Origin of the sequence: Stenotrophomonas sp., from assembly GCF_032099025.1 — a bacterium.
Lineage (GTDB): Bacteria > Pseudomonadota > Gammaproteobacteria > Xanthomonadales > Xanthomonadaceae > Stenotrophomonas.
The window spans coordinates 56,169-72,414 of sequence record NZ_DAMCID010000006.1; the positions used below are offsets into that span (position 1 = coordinate 56,169).

At 67.3% G+C, this 16,246-nt stretch carries 16 protein-coding genes; 4 read left to right on the top strand and 12 right to left on the bottom strand.

Annotation, left to right across the window (positions count from 1 at the left end; translation table 11 throughout):
• Positions 1 to 115 precede the first annotated feature (115 nt).
• The 6 genes from RT456_RS06145 to RT456_RS06170 form a co-directional block, all read right to left on the bottom strand.
• Complete coding sequence (locus RT456_RS06145; protein ID WP_313343917.1) at positions 116 to 955, bottom strand: alpha/beta fold hydrolase; 840 nt, start codon at positions 953 to 955, stop codon at positions 116 to 118.
• Positions 952 to 1,761, bottom strand: coding sequence for a bifunctional hydroxymethylpyrimidine kinase/phosphomethylpyrimidine kinase (gene thiD, locus RT456_RS06150; protein ID WP_313343919.1), 810 nt, complete (start codon positions 1,759 to 1,761; stop codon positions 952 to 954). Before thiD ends, RT456_RS06145 begins: the two co-directional genes overlap by 4 nt.
• Before the next feature lie 70 nt (positions 1,762 to 1,831).
• Entirely contained in the window at positions 1,832 to 2,308 is a 477-nt protein-coding gene (locus RT456_RS06155; protein WP_313344179.1) for a hypothetical protein, read from the bottom strand.
• 23 nt (positions 2,309 to 2,331) lie between these two features.
• Positions 2,332 to 3,729, bottom strand: a complete 1,398-nt coding sequence (locus tag RT456_RS06160) for a PhoH family protein (protein ID WP_313343922.1) — start codon at positions 3,727 to 3,729, stop codon at positions 2,332 to 2,334.
• An 81-nt stretch (positions 3,730 to 3,810) separates the two neighbouring features.
• Entirely contained in the window at positions 3,811 to 4,290 is a 480-nt protein-coding gene (locus tag RT456_RS06165) for a peroxiredoxin (RefSeq protein WP_313343924.1), read from the bottom strand.
• An 81-nt stretch (positions 4,291 to 4,371) separates the two neighbouring features.
• Positions 4,372 to 4,932: a glycine cleavage system protein R gene (locus RT456_RS06170; RefSeq protein WP_019183297.1), complete on the bottom strand. Its 561-nt coding sequence runs from the start codon at positions 4,930 to 4,932 to the stop codon at positions 4,372 to 4,374.
• A 163-nt stretch (positions 4,933 to 5,095) separates the two neighbouring features.
• On the opposite strand from RT456_RS06170, the gene dapA reads away from it, so the two are divergent.
• Positions 5,096 to 5,989: a 4-hydroxy-tetrahydrodipicolinate synthase gene (gene dapA / locus RT456_RS06175; RefSeq protein WP_313343927.1), complete on the top strand. Its 894-nt coding sequence runs from the start codon at positions 5,096 to 5,098 to the stop codon at positions 5,987 to 5,989.
• A 29-nt stretch (positions 5,990 to 6,018) separates the two neighbouring features.
• A complete protein-coding gene (locus tag RT456_RS06180) occupies positions 6,019 to 6,528 on the top strand; it encodes a hypothetical protein (RefSeq protein WP_313343930.1) in 510 nt (169 codons plus the stop codon).
• 879 nt (positions 6,529 to 7,407) lie between these two features.
• Here RT456_RS06180 and fdxA read toward each other — a convergent pair.
• The 6 genes from fdxA to RT456_RS06210 all read right to left on the bottom strand — a co-directional run bounded on the left by fdxA (position 7,408) and on the right by RT456_RS06210 (position 12,099).
• Positions 7,408 to 7,731 (bottom strand): ferredoxin FdxA, encoded by a 324-nt coding sequence (gene fdxA, locus RT456_RS06185; protein WP_313343933.1) that lies wholly within the window; start codon positions 7,729 to 7,731, stop codon positions 7,408 to 7,410.
• Between the two features lie 66 nt (positions 7,732 to 7,797).
• Positions 7,798 to 8,673, bottom strand: a complete 876-nt coding sequence (locus tag RT456_RS06190) for a 2-dehydro-3-deoxygalactonokinase (protein ID WP_313343936.1) — start codon at positions 8,671 to 8,673, stop codon at positions 7,798 to 7,800.
• Entirely contained in the window at positions 8,670 to 9,575 is a 906-nt protein-coding gene (locus RT456_RS06195) for an SMP-30/gluconolactonase/LRE family protein (protein ID WP_313343939.1), read from the bottom strand. The genes RT456_RS06190 and RT456_RS06195 overlap by 4 nt, the downstream gene beginning before the upstream one ends.
• A gap of 6 nt (positions 9,576 to 9,581) precedes the next feature.
• On the bottom strand, positions 9,582 to 10,730 hold the full coding sequence (dgoD, locus tag RT456_RS06200) for a galactonate dehydratase (RefSeq protein WP_313343942.1): 1,149 nt from the start codon (positions 10,728 to 10,730) through the stop codon (positions 9,582 to 9,584).
• On the bottom strand, positions 10,727 to 11,347 hold the full coding sequence (locus tag RT456_RS06205; RefSeq protein ID WP_313343945.1) for a 2-dehydro-3-deoxy-6-phosphogalactonate aldolase: 621 nt from the start codon (positions 11,345 to 11,347) through the stop codon (positions 10,727 to 10,729). Before RT456_RS06205 ends, dgoD begins: the two co-directional genes overlap by 4 nt.
• Positions 11,348 to 11,349: 2 nt before the next feature.
• Complete coding sequence (locus tag RT456_RS06210) at positions 11,350 to 12,099, bottom strand: SDR family oxidoreductase (protein ID WP_313343948.1); 750 nt, start codon at positions 12,097 to 12,099, stop codon at positions 11,350 to 11,352.
• A gap of 218 nt (positions 12,100 to 12,317) precedes the next feature.
• Here RT456_RS06210 and RT456_RS06215 point away from each other — a divergent pair, with 218 nt between their 5' ends.
• A complete protein-coding gene (locus tag RT456_RS06215; RefSeq protein ID WP_313343951.1) occupies positions 12,318 to 13,280 on the top strand; it encodes a LysR substrate-binding domain-containing protein in 963 nt (320 codons plus the stop codon).
• 259 nt (positions 13,281 to 13,539) lie between these two features.
• Positions 13,540 to 16,203, top strand: coding sequence for a TonB-dependent receptor (locus RT456_RS06220; protein ID WP_313343954.1), 2,664 nt, complete (start codon positions 13,540 to 13,542; stop codon positions 16,201 to 16,203).
• The last annotated feature ends 43 nt before the right edge of the window (positions 16,204 to 16,246 follow it).

The following is a 16,246-nucleotide window of genomic DNA, read 5'->3' on the forward strand; positions in this document are numbered from 1 at the left end:
CTCCCGACCGCCTGGTTCGTAGCCAGGTACTCTATCCAACTGAGCTACGGGCGCGTCAACAGGAGCGGAATTATGCGGATCGACGCCGCATCCGTCAACGCCTTTGTGAAGGACGTCATTCAAATGAATGAAAAAGCGCCTTCACCACGGCCTCCGGCGACTTCATCCAGGCGAAGTGGTCCGCCCGCGTTCCCAGTGCCGATGCCGGCACAACCGACAGTGCGGACGCCACCTGCGGCAGCTTGGCCAGCAGGGCCTGCATGGAGCCGGTGGGGGCGAACCAATCGTCGGCCATGACCACCGCGCTGGCACGGCCCTGCAGCCTGCGCATGCCGCCCTCCAGGTCCTGCGCCATGCCCGTGGCGGCGTAATGGTTGTTCAGGCCCACCCGCGCCCAGTCGCGGATCAGTCCGCGCGCCTCGGTGCCGCCGAAGCCGAGCCGGCGCCCATGCAGCACGCCCTGGCGCTGCGCCAGCCACGGCAGGAAGCGGTACACCAGCGGCAGCGCCCAGCCACGCGGGGCCGGGAAGGCGCGCCAGTACGGCGTGCCGGTGGCCACCAGCCAGAAGCGTTCGAACACGCCCGGGTGCAGGCCCGCGAACACGCACGCCAGCTGGCCGCCCAGGCTGTGACCGCCGATGACCAGCGGGGCCGTGCCGTGCAGGCGCAGTGCCTTCAGGCTGGCCGGCAGGTCATGCGCGAGGATCTCGCGGTAGCCCCAGTCCTGCTGCCGCGACGGGCGCAGGCGGCTGCTGCCGTTGCCGCGCCATTCGTGCAGGAACACGGCAATGCCGCGCGCGGCCAGCGCGTCGGCGAAGGGCTGGTAGTTGCGTGCGGACACGCCCAGCGCCGGCAGCCAAAGCAGGTGGGCGCGCGGTTGCGCCGGTGCGCGTGCGATCAGTTCGAAGCGGTGGCCATCGTCGGCCTCGACCGGTATGGCCAGGGCGCGCGTCATGCCGACCACGCCGCGCCGAAGTGGTCGATGACCCGTACCTCGCTGCGGCCCGGCGCGTATCCGCTCTGCAGGCCGCGTGCAACGTAATCGATCGCGGCCTCGCACGCGTTGGGCAGCGACAGCCCGCAGCACAGCTGTGCGGCGATCGCCGAGGCCAGCGTGCAACCGGTGCCGTGTGCATCCACCGGAAGCCGGGCGTGGATGAACTCCTCGCGGGTCACGCCGTCGAAGTAGCGGTCGATCACCCGCGTTCCCTCGGCCATGTGGCCGCCCTTGAGCAGCACCGCGCCCGCGCCCAGGTCGAGCAGCGCGGCGGCGGCATCTTCGGCGTCATCGGCGTTCACGATGCGGCGCCCGAGCAGCAGTTCGGCTTCGGGGGTGTTGGGGGTGAGCAGTGTGGCCAGCGGCAGCAGGCGCGTGCGCAGCGCGTGCAGCGCGCTGTCTTCCAGCAGCCGCGCGCCGCTGGTGGCGACCATCACCGGATCCAGCACGACGTGGGTCGGGCGGTACTTTTCCAGCGCGTCGGCCACCAGTCCGATCACCTCGGCGTTGGCCAGCATGCCCAGCTTGACCGCGTGGATGTCGAAGTCGGCGAAGCAGGCATCGATCTGCGCCTGCAGGAACGCCAGCGGGGGCACGTGCACAGCGGTGACGCCGCGGGTGTTCTGCGCGGTGAGCGCGGCAATCGCCGAGAGCCCATGCACGCGGTGTGCGGCAAACGCTTTCAGGTCGGCCTGGATGCCGGCACCACCGCCGGAATCGGAACCGGCGATGGTGAGGGCAGAGACGGGCGTGGATGGGCTCATGCCGCGATTGTGCCGCCGGGCGGTGCAGGGCGCCATGGGCATGCCGGGCAGTGCCCGGCATGCAGGGGCGTCAGCCGCCCTTGCCGCCGTTGAACTGCAGCTCGGAGAACTGGCTGCTGGCCGGGTCGAACAGCACGCCCCAGAACTGCCGGCCGCCGTCGCAGGCGCGGATCGCTTCGCGGGCCGGGTCGATCTCGCTGTGGTCCGGCAGCCGGAAGGCGTTGAGGTAGATCAGCTGCCGGCCGTCGAGCTCGACACCCACGTACTGGCGGTCGAAGTCACCGGCATGCGGCACCTGCGCCTCCAGCGATGGCAGCTGCGCTTCGAGCTGCTCGACCTGCTGGCGGCTGGGGGCCCAGTAGCCGGTGACCCGCCCCGGCGGCTGGCCGGGGCTGGGGCGCGAGCAGGTGTCCAGGACCTGGGCGGCGATCACCGGACGGGTCACCACCCAGGACTGGCCGCTGCGCACGTCGGTCGGCACGCGGATGCCGGGACGGGTGTTGGCGGGCGTGCAGGCCGCCGCCAGCGCGGCCAGCGCCAGCGGCAGGACGGCACGGGGAAGGAAACGGTTCACAACACCTCCGAGGCGTAGTCGGCCAGGCGCGAACGCTCGCCACGGCGCAGCGTGATGTGCGCGCTGTGCGGCCAGTTCTTGAAGCGGTCCACCGCGTAGGTCAGGCCCGAGGTGGTCTCGGTCAGGTAGGGCGTGTCGATCTGCTCGACATTGCCCAGGCAGACGATCTTGGTGCCGGGGCCGGCACGGGTGATCAGGGTCTTCATCTGCTTCGGGGTGAGGTTCTGCGCCTCATCCAGGATCAGGTAACGCGAGAGGAACGTACGCCCGCGCATGAAGTTCAGCGAACGGATCTTGATGCGGCTGGCAATCAGGTCGTTGGTGGCCGCACGACCCCACGCGCCGCCTTCCTGGGTGTGGGTGAGCACTTCCAGGTTGTCGGTGAGCGCGCCCATCCACGGGGTCATCTTTTCTTCTTCGGTACCGGGCAGGAAGCCGATGTCCTCACCGACGCTGACCGTGGCGCGGGTCATGATGATCTCGCGGTAGCGCTGCTGGTCCATGGTCTGGGCCAGGCCGGCGGCCAGCGCCAGCAGGGTCTTGCCGGTGCCGGCGGTGCCGAGCAGGGTGACGAAGTCGATCTCCGGGTCCATCAGTGCGTTGAGCGCGAAGTTCTGTTCGCGGTTGCGCGCGCCGATGCCCCACACCGCATGACTGCCGCGGAAGTCGTTGACCAGGGCCAGGGTGACCTTGCCGCTGCCGTCGACCTTGGCCACGCGCAGCTCGACCTCGTCTTCGCCCGGCAGGTAGGCGAACTGGTTCGGGTGCCAGTCCTCGTCTTCGGTGGCGACGATTTCGTAGCTGGTGCGGCCCTTGTCGCTCCAGCTGCGCAGGTCGTCGGTGTGCTTCTTCCAGAAGTCTTCCGGCAGCTCGGTGGCGCCGGTGTAGAGCAGGCTGAAATCATCCAGTGCCCGGTCGTTCTCGTAGTCTTCCGACACGATCCCGGCGATTGCCGCCTTGATCCGCAGGTTGATGTCTTTGGACACGAACACCACCGGAATCTCCGGCACCTGTTCCTTCAGGGCCAGGATGGCACCGAGGATGGCGTTGTCCGGGATGACGGCGCCGAAACTCTTGCCCGCGTCGAAATGACTGGTCTGGAAGCGCAGCAGGCCCACGCTCTGCTTGCCGCGCAGCTGCAGCCCGTTCGGGCGCTGCAGGGGGATGCCATCGGCCAGGTTGTCCAGGCCCGAGGCCTGCACCAGCTCATTGAGGAAGCGGCTCACCTGGCGCGCGTTGCGGCTTGCCTCGGTGGTGCCCTTCTTGCCGTTGTCCAGCTCTTCGATCACCTGCATGGGCAGGTAGACATCATGCTCCTCGAACTTGAACAGCGCGGTTGGATCGTGCATCAGCACGTTGGTATCCAGAACGTAGATGCGCTTGCCTCGGGTCATCGTCATTTCCTGGTGGCAGAACAGGGACAAGCCATCACGACCTGCGGGGCAGGGTGATGGCCATTGGGGGTGCCGGGTTGATCACTGGGTTTTCGCGGCCTTCAGGGCGTCAAGGACGGTGTCTGCGTGGCCGGCCACTTTCACCTTGCGCCACGACTGCACGATACGACTGTCGGGAGAAATGAGGAAGGTGCTGCGTTCGATGCCACGCACCTGCTTGCCGTACATGTTCTTCAGCTTGATCACGTCGAACGCGGTGCACAGTGCCTCGTCGCCATCGCTGATCAGCGGGAAGGCGAAGCCCTGCTTGGCGCAGAAGTTGTCGTGGGATTTGACCGAGTCCCGGGAGACGCCGAACACCCGGGCGTCGAGCCGGGTGAATGCGGGCAGCAGGGCATTGAAGTCGATGCCTTCGGTGGTGCAGCCCGGGGTGCTGTCCTTGGGGTAGAAGTACAGCACCAGCCACTGGCCGGCGAGATCGCCGAGGGTGGTGTGTTCGCCGCCGGATAGGGCCAGCGGCAGTGCGAGGGTGGTGCTGTCCAGGGTATCGCCGTTGTTCATGAGGTCCTTGCTTCGGAGCCTGAGTGACACGTCTTACAACTGCATGAAACACCGCGCGTTCGTGACGAACGCGCGAAGCCGTCAGAACTTCATCGGGTCCATGATCGCGTCCAGGTTGAGGTGGTCGCAGAACTCGAGGAAATCGTCGCGCAGGGCGGCGATGTGCATGTTGGCGGGCACGCCGATGGTGACCTGCGCCGAGAACATCTCCGCGCCGGTCTGCATGGCACGGTAACGCGTGCTCTGCAGGTTCTCGATGGTGATGCCCTGGCGGTCGAAGAAGTCGGCCAGCTGGAACAGGATGCCCGGCTTGTCGGCGGCGATCACTTCCACGATGTAGGGCAGCAGGTTGGACTGGGCCTGTTTGGCACCGGTGCGGTACCAGACCAGCTTCAGGCCTTCTTCGCGCTCCAGGCGGGTGAGCATGGCTTCGAGCTTGGCAACCGAGTCCCATGAACCGGTGGCCAGTGCAGTGACCGAGACATCGCGGCCGACGGTGGCCAGGCGGGCATCGACCAGGTTGCAGCCGCTGTCGGCGATGCGCCGGGTGACGGGCAGCAGGGGGGACTCCGGATGCGTCGTGTAGGCGTTGATCAGGAGATGATTTTCGGTCGGCGCAGGCCGCGGCGTGGTGTCGGTCAAGGTGGTTCCGGTAATGCGGGATGAGTCTGAACGGCGCCGGCGACGGCGCGTTCACCGGAGTCCAGCATACTTGCCCGCGCTTTCGACCCGCAAGTAACATGCAACGTACGTCCGGCTGCCGTTTACGTGGCCCTCGTCCCCCTTTCTTCCGAGCATCGTTTCCTTGTCCCTTTCCGGTCTCATCACCGCGCTGGCCACGCCTTTCCAGGCCAATGGCGCATTGGATCCCGACGGTTGGCAGCGCTTGCTGCAGCTGCAACTGGAGGGTGGCGTTCACGGGGTGGTGGTAGCCGGGTCGACCGGCGAGGCCGCGACCCTGTCCGATGACGAATATGACCAGCTGCTGCGCAGTGCGGTGAAAACCGTGGCCGGGCGCGTGCCGGTCCTGGCCGGCACCGGCCTGTCCGGCACCGCCAAAACGATCGACCAGACCCGGCGCGCGGCCGCGGGCGGCGCCAGCCATGCGCTGGTGGTGACCCCGCCGTACGTGCGGCCGACCCAGGCAGGGCTGGTCGCGCACTACCGCGCGGTGGCCGACCAGGGCGGGCTGCCGGTCATCCTGTACAACGTGCCGGGCCGCACCGGCTGCGACATGCTGCCGGAGACGGTGGCCGAACTGGCCGCGCACCCGAACATCGTGGGCATCAAGGAGGCGGTGGGCGACGTGGGCCGGGTCCAGGCCCTGCTGGCCCTGCGTTCGCCGGGCTTCGCCATCCTCAGCGGCGACGATGGCACGGCGGCGCGCTCGATCCTGTCGGGTGTGGACGGGCTGATCTCGGTCGGCTCGAATGCGCTGCCGGGCGCGTACCGGCGGATGTGCGACCTGGCCGCGGCCGGGGAGCGCGAGGCCACGGCGGCCTGGGATGCCCGGCTTGAGCCCTTCCACGACTTCTGCGGCGTGGAGCCCAATCCGATTCCGGTGAAGGACCTGCTGCGCCGGATCGGCATCGGCCACGGCCTGCGCCTGCCGCTGCTGCCGCTGTCCGAGGCCCACCACGCGGCCGCTGAACACCTTGCCACCGATATCGGTGCGCTTGAAGCACTTTCCAGCCACTGAATCGCAGTGGCCTGACCCAGGAGATTCACATGCGTCATTCTGTTTCCGCCATCCGCGTGCTGTCGTTCGCGATCCTGGCTACCGCCACCCTGGTGGGTACCTCCGGTTGCTTCAAGCGCGGCGCCAAGGGCGACTACGCTCTGGCCCCGGAAATGCGGCCGCTGGAAGTGCCGCCGGACCTGAACGCGCCGGGCAACAACCCGTCCGCGCAGATTCCGGTCCTGGCCTCGCAGGCCGCGAAGCCGGCCCCGTCCACCCCCGCCGCCAATGCGGGCGGGTTCACGGTGCCGGGCAGCAAGGAAGACGTGTTCGGCAAGGTCGGCACGGCGCTGGAGTCGATCGACGGCGTGAAGATCGCCAGCAAGGCCCAGCTGCTGGGCTCGTATGACGTAGGCTACGAAGGCAGCGACTTCCTGGTCCGCGTGGTGGGCGTCGAAGCCGGCGTGTACGTCTCGGCCGTCGACCCGCGCGGCCTGCCGGCCACCGGCCCGGCCCCGACCAAGCTGCTGGGTGAGCTGAAGGCGAAGCTGGCGCCGTAAGGGGTGCTTCTCGGTAGGGGCCGGCCGTTGGTCGGCGGCCTGCGTTGAGATTGCAGCGTTTCATGAAGCCGCCGGGCGTTGCCCGGCGGCTTTTTGCATTTTGGCGAACAGCCGGTGGGCTGGCGGCTTGCCGTGCAGGGCCGGCGGGTGCGGGGGTACGGGACACTCCGTAAATACGTCCATGTAGCCGGGCCCTGGCCGGCTGCTTCACGCATTTGGGCGAACAGCCTTTTGGCTGCGGGGGTTGCCCTGCAGGGCCGGCGGGTGCGGGGGTACGGGACACGCCGTAAATACGTCCATGTAGGCTCGTAGAAAACATCCATGTTTTCTACGGTCCCGTACCCCCGCACCCGCCGACCCTCTGTCAGTTGGTCGGTGGCCACCCGAGATCAAAAGCGCCCTCGATCGTTTCAATGCGTTACTGGATCTGGATAGTGAAATGGCAGTTGTTTGGGAACCAACCCTACCGGCATCAGCCCCGGCCCCCGGCGTTCTGTGGGACGGCGCCGCATTCCCGCCACGCGTAGGGACACGCCATGCGTGTCTGCTCTTCCTCCCAGCCAACGACCATCCATCGGGGGAGGCCGGCGGGTAGTCTCCGTAGGGACTGTCAAAAACATGGGTACGGCGCATGCGCCGGACGGGTTGGGCAGGACGCCCAACCCCGGTCTTGCCGTGTACGCAGGATCGCGTACACGCGCAAGTTTTTGCCAAGCCTACATGGACGTACTTGCGGCGTGTCCCGGAGGGGGCTGCCCGCCGGCCTCCCCAGCACGGAACAATGAAACGCTGCTCTTGTCCTTGTCTTTAGCTTTAGCTTTAGCTTTAGCCAATAAAAAACCAACAAACAAAAAAGGCGCCCAAGGCGCCTTTTTCGTTTCACCGCTCCAGATACTGGAGCTTGTCCGGCTTGCCGTCCCATTCGCCGGCATCGGCGGGCGGGTCCTTGCGTACGGTCAGCACCGGCCAGGCCTTGGCCAGCTCGGCGTTGAGCGCCGCGAATTTTTCCTGGCCGGCGGGCACGTCGTCTTCAGGGAAGATCGCGTTGACCGGGCACTCGGGTTCGCACAGAGTGCAGTCGATGCACTCGTCCGGGTCGATCACCAGGAAGTTCGGGCCTTCATGGAAGCAATCCACGGGGCACACTTCCACGCAATCGGTGTGTTTGCACTTGATGCAGTTTTCGGTGACGACAAAAGGCATGGGGAAATCCGGCGTTAAGCCGTGCAATTCTAGAGCAGGTTGAACCTGAATGCTGGTGTGGCGTGCTCAGCCATGCATGCCGCGGGCCTTGGCGATCCGGTACAGGCCCCGCGCCGCAAGGCTTTCAGGTGCCTGGGCCGAGGTGAAGCCCAGCTGTGCCAACGCCACTGCATAGCGCTCGGTCAGCCCTGCGCTGCCCACCAGATGCACGCGCTGCGCGGGATCGGCCAGCGCGGCGATTTCATGGCCCACCAGCAGACCCGAAAGATAGGAGGGCGCCGCGCTGGGCGACAGTCGGTCGAACAGGCCCAGCGCCCGCACCCCGAACAGGTGGTGCAGCAGGCCGCCTGGCTCGCCGCTGCGTTGCACCCCTCGCGCGAAGGCGGCGGCGTCCAGCGCCTGCCCGTCGTCCATCAAGCGCCCAAGCAGACTGTGTGTGCGCAACAGCGCGAACAGCTCACCGGTCATCGCCGTGGCGAATCCGGTGAGGGCGCCCGCGCGCAGCGTTGCCCACTTGCTGTGCGTGCCCGGCAGGCAGACCTGCGCGCTGCCGGCGTGCAGGTCCAGCCCGAACAGCTGGGTTTCCTCGCCACGCATCACGTCCGGCGGGGCATCAGACGCAGCCACCGCCACCCCGGGCACGAACCACAGCGCACGCCCCGGCAGTGCCGCATCCCGGTGCGGGTGCAGCGCGGCGGCCACATCGTCCAGCGTGGCCGGGCAGGGCAGGTAGGGCTGCTCGATCCAGCCGTTGCGGCTGCCGATCATGCCGCTCATCAGGATCGTGCCGGGCCAGCCGTCGACCAGGTCGGCCAGCACCGCAGCGAAGTTGCCGTCGCAGCCCAGGATGCCGCGCGCATCCGCACGCTGGTCGAGGATTGCGCCGTGTTCATCGAGCAGGTAGCCGCGCAGGCTGCTGCTGCCCCAGTCGACCGCGATCATCCGCGGATCCGGCTCTCGGGCAGGCCCGGCTGCGCCTGGCGCGCGCTGAACAGGCTGCCGGCGTGCGTGCTCGCGGCCAGTTCCTCCGGCGTATGGTCCAGCCGCGAGCTGATCACATACAACGTGCGCAGATCGGTGCCACCGAAGGCGGCGCAGGTGGGATGCTTGACCGGCACCGGCTGCACCTGCAGCAGCGTGCCGTCGGGTGCGTAGCAGCTGACCTGGCGTGCGCGCCATTGGGCGTTCCAGACCCGTCCGGCCGCATCCACGGTCGAGCCATCCGGTTCGGCGGCGGTGTTGGCCAGGGCGGTGAATTCCCGCACGTTGCGGGTGCTGGCCTGCTCGGGGTCGTAATCGCAGGCCATGATCCGCGGCGATACCGAGTCGCACCAGTACAGGGTGCGGCCGTCGAGGCTGAAGCTGATCGCGTTGGGAATCACGATGCCGGGCAACGGCAGTTCGCGCAGGCCGTGGCGGGTGGAGTACTGGTAGAAGCGTCCGTCGGCGGCGCGCGCGGGATGTTCGTTCATGGTGCCGAACACGAAGTTGCCGTCGCGGTCGGCGCGGCCATCGTTGCTGCGCGTATAGGGCTTGTACGGCTCCACATCGGCCAGCCATTGCAGTGGCAGGGTGCCGTCGGTGGCGGCGGCCAGATCGGCGCGGTGCAGCGAACTCACCAGCGCGATGAGCAGCGTTCCGTCCTCGAACAGGCCAATGCAGCCGGGCCGGTCGGGCAGCGTCCAGTGCCGGGTGGTGCCGCTTTCCAGGCGGTGCTGCCACAAGCGGCGCTCGGCGATGTCGACCCACAGCAGGCTCTGCCGCTGTTCGCACCAGACCACGCCTTCGCCATGGGTGCAGCGGCTGTCCACCGCCAGCGTGGCCGGGGCCAGTTCAACGCTCATCGCGGCTCACCATTCGGCAACGGAACCGTCGGCGTGGCGCCAGACGGGGTTGCGCCAGTCGGGCGGATTCTCATGGGCATGGCGCAGGCGCTCCTCATCGATCTCCACACCCAGCCCGGGCTTGGGCAGGGCGGCGATGCTGCCATGGTCGCAGCGGAAGTCGTCCTTGTTCAACACATAATCGAGCAGGTCGGCGCCCTGGTTGTAGTGGATGCCGATGCTCTGTTCCTGCAGCACGGCGTTGTGCGAGACGAAATCCACCTGCAGGCAGGCCGCCAGCGCGACCGGCCCAAGCGGGCAGTGCGGCGCCAGCGCGACGTCGTGCGCCTCGGCCATGGCCGCGATCTTCAGGCATTCGGTGATGCCGCCGGCATGCGACAGATCGGGCTGCAGCAGCGACAGGCCACCCTGCGCCAGCACCTGCTTGAACTCGAAGCGCGAGTACATGCGTTCGCCGGCGGCCAGCGGAATCGACGTGGATGCGGCCAGTCGCGGGTAGTACTCGGCCTGTTCGGGCAGCACCGGTTCCTCGACGAACAGCGGGCGGTACGGTTCCAGCTCCTTGAGCAGCACCCGGGCCATCGGCGCGCCGACGCGGCCATGGAAGTCCACCCCGAAGTCGATGCTGTCGCCGAAGGCGTCGCGCAGCGCGGCGACTTTGGCGATGGCGGCATCCACCGCGCGCGGGCTGTCCAGCAGCTGCATCTCTTCGGTGCCGTTGAACTTGAAGGTGTCGAAGCCGAGCGCACGGTAACGGTGCACCTGCTCGACCAGGTCGGCGGGGCGGTCGCCGCCCACCCAGCGGTAGGTCTTCATGCGGTCGCGCACCAGTCCGCCCAGCAGCTGGTAGACCGGCACGCCCAGCGCCTTGCCCTTGATGTCCCACAGCGCCTGGTCGACGCCGGCGATGGCGCTCATCAGGATCGCACCGCCCCGGTAGAAGCTGCCGCGGTACATGGTCTGCCACAGGTCGTTGATGCGGGTCGGGTCCTTGCCGACCAGCAGGTCCGACAGCTCGTGGACGGCGGCTTCGACCGTGCGTGCGCGCCCTTCGATCACCGGCTCGCCCCAGCCGACGATGCCCTCGTCGGTCTCGATCTTCAGGAACAGCCAGCGCGGCGCGGCGTGGTAGGTAACCAGTCGGGTGATCTTCATCCGTGGGTCGTCCGGTATGCCAGGAGGAAGGCCTGTGCCTGCTGCTGCGTACGCTGCAGGGGCTGGGCCGGTTGGTAGAGATCGCCGCCGATGCCGGCACCAACGGCGCCCGCGTCAAGGTAGGCGGCGAGGTTGTCCGGGGTGATGCCGCCGACCACGTACAGCGGCAGCCCGGCCGGCAGCACCGCACGCAGGGCGCGCACGTGGCCGGGGCCGTAGGTGGCGGCGGGGAACAGCTTGAGCATCTGCGCACCCGCATCGATCGCGGCGAACGCCTCGCTGGCGGTCGCGAAACCGGCCATCACCTGCAGGCCGGCCGCCACCGCATGACGGATCAGCGCCGGACGCGTGTTCGGGGTGACGATGAAGCGCGCACCGGTCTCCACCAGCGCATCCACCTGCTGCTCGTGCAGCACGGTGCCGCCGCCGATCCATGCACGCGACCCGTAGGCCTGCTGTGCCAGCGCGATGCTGGCTTCCCAGCGTGGCGAGTTCAGCGGGACTTCGATGGCGTCATACCCGCCGTCCACCAGCGCGCCGACGTGGGCGAGGGTGTCCTCGGGCGTGATGCCGCGCAGGATCGCGACGAGAGGCAGCTGGAAGGTCGGTGCGGTCATGGCTACTCGTGGTAAAGCTGGGAACGGCCACCGTCGATCAGGATGTCGGTGGCATTGATGAAGCGTGCCTCGTCGCTGGCGAGGAACAGCGCGGTGTGGGCGACCTCAGCCGGCTCGCCGATGCGCCGGCAGGGCAGCAGCTGCTCCTGCTCGCGTCGCTTGGCGGCCGGGTCGGGGCTGTTGGCGAACCACGCCTCGATGCGCGGCACCAGGATCAGGCCGGGCGAAATCGAGTTCACCCGCACCCCCTGCGCGGCGTACTCGATGCCCAGCGCCTTGCTCAGCCCGATCAGGCCGTGCTTGGCCACCGGATAGGGAAACGCATGCGGGATGATCCGGTGGCCATGCACCGAGGCGATGTTGACGATCGCGCCGGCCTGCTGCGCCAGCATCGACGGCAGCACCGCGCGGCACACGTTCCAGGCGCCCTTCAGGTTGAGGTCCAGGCAGCGTACCCATTGCGCGTCGTCGAGCTGCAGCGGGTCGGCGAACACATCGGCGCCGGCGTTGTTGACCAGCACGTCGACCCGGCCGTGCGCGATCACGACCGCATCCACCAGGGCGCGTACCGCCGCCCCGTCGGTGATGTCGGCCAACTGGTAGTCCACGTCCGGGTGCGCCTGGAGCGGCGGGTTCAGGTCCAGCCCGATCACCCGGGCGCCGTGATCGGCGAACAGCGCGGCGGTGGCCGCCCCGATGCCGCTGGCGGCGCCGGTGACCAGTGCGATCTTGTCCTGCAGTCGTTTACTCATCGAACAGCGTGTCCATGCGAAGTGCCAACGGCAGACGGTACGACAAAGCAGCAGCGGACAAGGCAGGGCTCCAGTAAGCGACGGGCGCGCAGGGCGCGGCGACCGAGCGGTGAGGGTTGCCCGCGAAGGTATTCATATCAAATGAATTTTTTCGGGCGATCTATTCCTGTGTTGAATACCGTGATTCAATGCGGCCACCAACGCTGAGCGGAATCGTGATGACTATTGCGCAGGGCCCGTGGGTCAACGCCTCCCGGCTGAAGACCCGGCATTTGATGTTGCTGTTGCATCTCCACGAGCAGGGCTCGGTACTGCGGGCCGCCGAAGCGGCGAGCATGACCCAGCCGGCCGCGTCCAAGCTGCTGGCCGAAATGGAAGACATGCTCGGGGTCAAGCTGTTCGACCGCCACGCGCGCGGCATCGAGCCGACCTGGTACGGCCAGGTGCTGGTGCGCCGGGCGCGCTCGGCCATGTCCGAGATCGGGCGGGCCACCGAGGAGATCGCCGCGCTGCGCAGCGGGCACATGGGCCAGGTGTCCATCGGCACGGTGGTGAACCCGGGCACCAACCTGGTGCCGCAGGCCATCGCCGAGGTGAAGCGCGAGTTTCCCGACATCCTGATCCGGGTCGAGATGGACTACAGCCGGCCGCTGGTGGCGCGCCTGCTGGATGGCCAGCTGGACTTGGTGATCGGCCGCATCCTCGGCCCGGAGGGCGCCGCCGACCTGGCCTTCGAGGCCCTGGCGGACGAGCCGCACTCGGTCATCGCCCGCGCCGGTCACCCGCTGGCCAACCGCGACAGCCTGCAGTACGCCGAGCTGGCCCGCTACGGCTGGATCCTGCCGCCGGCCGACAGCGTGCTGCGCGCGCGGCTGGATGCCCTGTTCCTGGAACAGGGTCTGCCGGCGCCGAAGAACATCATCGAAACCAGCTCGCTGCCGGTGATGACCAGCCTGCTGCGCGGCAGCGACCTGCTGGCGGCCCTGCCGGTGGAGTCGGTGGCGCCGTACATCCAGGCCAAGCTGCTGACCGTGCTGCCGATCGATGTGGGGGTGCGGATGGAGTCGTTCGGCATCATCTACCGGCGCGGGCACGTATTGCCGCCCGCGGCCGAACGCATGCTGATGGCCCTGCGCACCACCGCGCGCTGGTTGTACCCCGGTCTGCGCGGGGAGGGGTGAGGGGTATTCTCGGTTGGAATACATCCAGCCCAATATTTTATTGGCATGGAATGGCTGCCGCTGCCTAAGCTGCCGGCGAGCCAACACCCATGAAGTGATGGCGGTGTTGTATCCCGCAGCGGCCATGCCGGCGCGGGCATAACCATAAAAACCTGATTGATACAGGCGGCGCCGAACGCGCCGTCCACCGTCAGCACATGTGTCCTGGGAGGGAAACATCATGTCAGTACGTCGTTGCCGTGGGGCGACAGGCGCGTCCGTGCCTGCGCGCACCCCTACCGTCCTGCGCCGTCGTGCGCTGGCGGTCTGCGTTTCCCTGCTGATTGCCGCACCGGCCATCGCACAGCAAAGTGATCTCCAGGACACCTCGGCGGCGGCTACCCAGCTGGACACCGTGCAGGTGACCGGTACCCGTGGCAGCGTCACCAAGGCGCAGCAGATCAAGCAGAACGCCGAGCAGATCGTCGACTCGATCGTGGCCGAGGACATCGGCAAGCTGCCCGACAACAACGTGGCCGAAGCCCTGCAGCGCATCTCGGGCATCCAGATCACGCGCAGCTACGGCGAAGGCAGCACCATCGCCATCCGCGGCCTGACCCAGGTCCGCACCGAGCTCAACGGGCGCGACATCTTCACCGCCAACGATGGCCGGGGGCTGAGCTTCGAAGACGTGTCGGCCGAGCTGCTGGGCGGCGTCAACGTCTACAAGAATCCGTCCGCGGAAATGATCGAGGGTGGCCTGGGTGGCACGGTCGACCTGCGCACGCGCCTGCCGTTCGACTATGAAGGCCGCAAGATCGCCGGCAGCCTGCAGTACAACCACTACGACCTGGCCGACGACAGCAAGCCGGCGTTCTCGGGCCTGTTCAGCGACCGCTGGCAGACCGGCATCGGCGAAATCGGCCTGCTGGTCAATTACTCGCAGCAGACCAGCCCGTTCCGCCAGGACACCATCTCGCTGGAGCCGTGGTACTCGCAGACCGACCTGCCCGGTTACGAAGGCACCGAGGTGTTCGTGCCGCACGGTGCCGGTGTCAACACCACCGTTGGCGAGCGCAAGCGTCGCACCGGCGCGGTGGCACTGCAGTGGCGCCCGCGCGATGACATCGAAGTGCAGGCGCAGGTGCTGCGCTCGGACTACGACTTCCGCTGGCAGGACTATTCGTTCTTTGCCTACAGCGGCGGCGACGCCATGCAGGGTGCGCGCGACATCGTGGTCAACGACCGCAACGAACTGGTCAGCGGCGTGTTCCAGAACACCCCGGCCGATTCCAACACCAGCCTCACCAAGCGCACGTCGATCACCACCGACTACTCGCTGGGCGCGACGTGGACGGTCACGCCGAACCTGACCCTCAGTACCGATTTCCAGTACGTGGATGCGACCACCAAGGGCACGCGCTACATCGTGGGCACCGGCATGAATGCCACGCCGTTCTACACGATCGACCTGCGCGGCGACCTGCCGTACCTGGCGATCACCGACGCGGCCGGCAACCAGGGCTACCTGACCGATCCGGCCAACTATGTCGGCTGGAAGTTCCACCTGGACAACAAGGACGACAACAAGGGCACCCAGTTCTCCTGGCGGTCGGACATGGACCTGGCGTTCGAGGATGGCTTCGCCCGCAGCTTCAAGGCCGGCGTGCGCTACACCGACCGCAAGGCCGAGAACCAGGGCAACGTGTGGCGCTTCATGTGGCTCGGTGCGCCGTTCGCCGACTTCCCGAACGTGGCGCTGGTGCCCAACCCGATCACCGATTTCTTTCGTGGCGACGGGTATGCCTTCGGGCCGACCCTGAGTGCCTCCAGTGATTCGGTGAACAACTACGAACAGACCCTGGCCGACTTCGGCGCCGATCCGCTGGAATTCTCGCCCAACAACATCAACACCCAGCGCGAGAAAACCTACGCGGCCTACGGTGTGCTGCGCTTCGGCGTGGATGACTTCGCCGTGCCGTTCGATGGCAACATCGGCGTGCGCGTGGTGCGTACCGAAGTGACCTCCGACGGTGTGCGTACCGGCACCGATATCGAAGGGGGCGGCCTGCTGCCGGTGAACGTCGCGCAGTCCTATACCGATGTGCTGCCCAGCCTCAACCTGCGCTGGATGTTCACCGACCAGCTGCAGCTGCGGTTCGCCGCGTCGAAGGGCATCTCGCGCCCCGGCTTCGACAAGCTCAATCCAAACCTGAGCCTGAGCGCGACCGACGCCGGCGGCGTGACCCGGCGCACCGGCTCGGCCGGCAATCCCAACCTCAAGCCGATGGAAGCGACCCAGTTCGACACCTCGCTGGAGTGGTACTTCGGCCAGGGCTCCATGATGTACGGCACCGCCTTCTACAAGAAGGTCGACGGCTTCATCGCCAATGCGGTGTTCAACGAGGTGTATGCCGGCGACACGTGGGAGATCACCCGCCCGGTCAATGGCGACGACGGCAAGATCAAGGGTGTGGAAGTGGGCTATACCCAGTTCTTCGACTTCCTGCCGGGCTGGATGAGCCACTTCGGCCTGCAGACCAACTACACCTACGTCGATTCGAAGGCGCCCAGCCCGAATGCCACCGACACCAATGGCAGCCAGCTGGTGGTGCCGCTGGAAGGCCTGTCCAAGAACAGCTACAACGTGATCCTCAGCTATGAAGTGCCGCGTTTCCAGGCCCGCGTGGCCTACAACTGGCGCAGCGACTGGCTGATCACCACAGCGGGCAACGGCACCGGCAACCTGCCGGTGTACAACAAGGGCTTCGGCCAGCTCGATGCTTCGTTGCGCTTCAACATCAACGACATCTGGTCGGTGTCGCTGGACGGCATGAACCTGCTCGATACCCGCAACGAAAGCTATCTTGGCTACACCTCGCGCTACCGCGACTTCGTGATCAACGATCGTCGTTACGGCATCACCCTGCGCGCCAGCCTGTAAGGCGCGTGATCGTCTGTCGGCCTGCCTGCTTCGTGGACCGTCC

Coding starts and splice junctions, on each gene's coding strand:
- RT456_RS06145 (WP_313343917.1), bottom strand. CDS start 955: ATGACGCGCGCCCTGGCCATACCGGTCGAGGCCGACGATGGCCACCGC.
- thiD (WP_313343919.1), bottom strand. CDS start 1,761: ATGAGCCCATCCACGCCCGTCTCTGCCCTCACCATCGCCGGTTCCGAT.
- RT456_RS06160 (WP_313343922.1), bottom strand. CDS start 3,729: ATGACCCGAGGCAAGCGCATCTACGTTCTGGATACCAACGTGCTGATG.
- RT456_RS06165 (WP_313343924.1), bottom strand. CDS start 4,290: ATGAACAACGGCGATACCCTGGACAGCACCACCCTCGCACTGCCGCTG.
- RT456_RS06180 (WP_313343930.1), top strand. CDS start 6,019: ATGCGTCATTCTGTTTCCGCCATCCGCGTGCTGTCGTTCGCGATCCTG.
- fdxA (WP_313343933.1), bottom strand. CDS start 7,731: ATGCCTTTTGTCGTCACCGAAAACTGCATCAAGTGCAAACACACCGAT.
- RT456_RS06190 (WP_313343936.1), bottom strand. CDS start 8,673: ATGATCGCGGTCGACTGGGGCAGCAGCAGCCTGCGCGGCTACCTGCTC.
- RT456_RS06195 (WP_313343939.1), bottom strand. CDS start 9,575: ATGAGCGTTGAACTGGCCCCGGCCACGCTGGCGGTGGACAGCCGCTGC.
- dgoD (WP_313343942.1), bottom strand. CDS start 10,730: ATGAAGATCACCCGACTGGTTACCTACCACGCCGCGCCGCGCTGGCTG.
- RT456_RS06205 (WP_313343945.1), bottom strand. CDS start 11,347: ATGACCGCACCGACCTTCCAGCTGCCTCTCGTCGCGATCCTGCGCGGC.
- RT456_RS06210 (WP_313343948.1), bottom strand. CDS start 12,099: ATGAGTAAACGACTGCAGGACAAGATCGCACTGGTCACCGGCGCCGCC.
- RT456_RS06215 (WP_313343951.1), top strand. CDS start 12,318: ATGACTATTGCGCAGGGCCCGTGGGTCAACGCCTCCCGGCTGAAGACC.